The sequence below is a fragment of the Lysinibacillus sp. RU7 genome (genome assembly GCF_057837305.1).
On sequence record NZ_JBYQFK010000153.1, the window covers coordinates 1 to 264 of the forward strand.

The window sequence follows — 264 nt, forward strand, 5'->3', positions numbered from 1 at the left end:
GCTCGGGCGGCGCGGAAGCGGCGGCGGCCGAGCTGGGCATTCCCTTCCTGGGCCGGGTGCCGCTGACCATCGCGATTCGCACCGCCTCCGATGCGGGGCAGCCGCCCGCGGCCGGCGCGGACGATGCCGTATTCGGCCCGATCGCGGCCAAGGTCGCCCACTGGCTGGAACGGTCCACGCCGGGCGCATGAAACCAGGGGCGCGGCGGGACGTTTGACCTCGACCATCCGCCGCGTCTGCTCATGGGACCGGACCGGCGGCGGG

1 protein-coding gene is annotated in these 264 nt (G+C 75.4%); it reads left to right on the forward strand.

Annotated features, from left to right (window positions below; genetic code table 11):
* On the forward strand, positions 1–191 hold a 191-nt coding region (locus tag AC3II9_RS21900), incomplete at its 5' end, for a hypothetical protein (protein ID WP_489158817.1).
* Positions 192–264 lie beyond the last annotated feature (73 nt).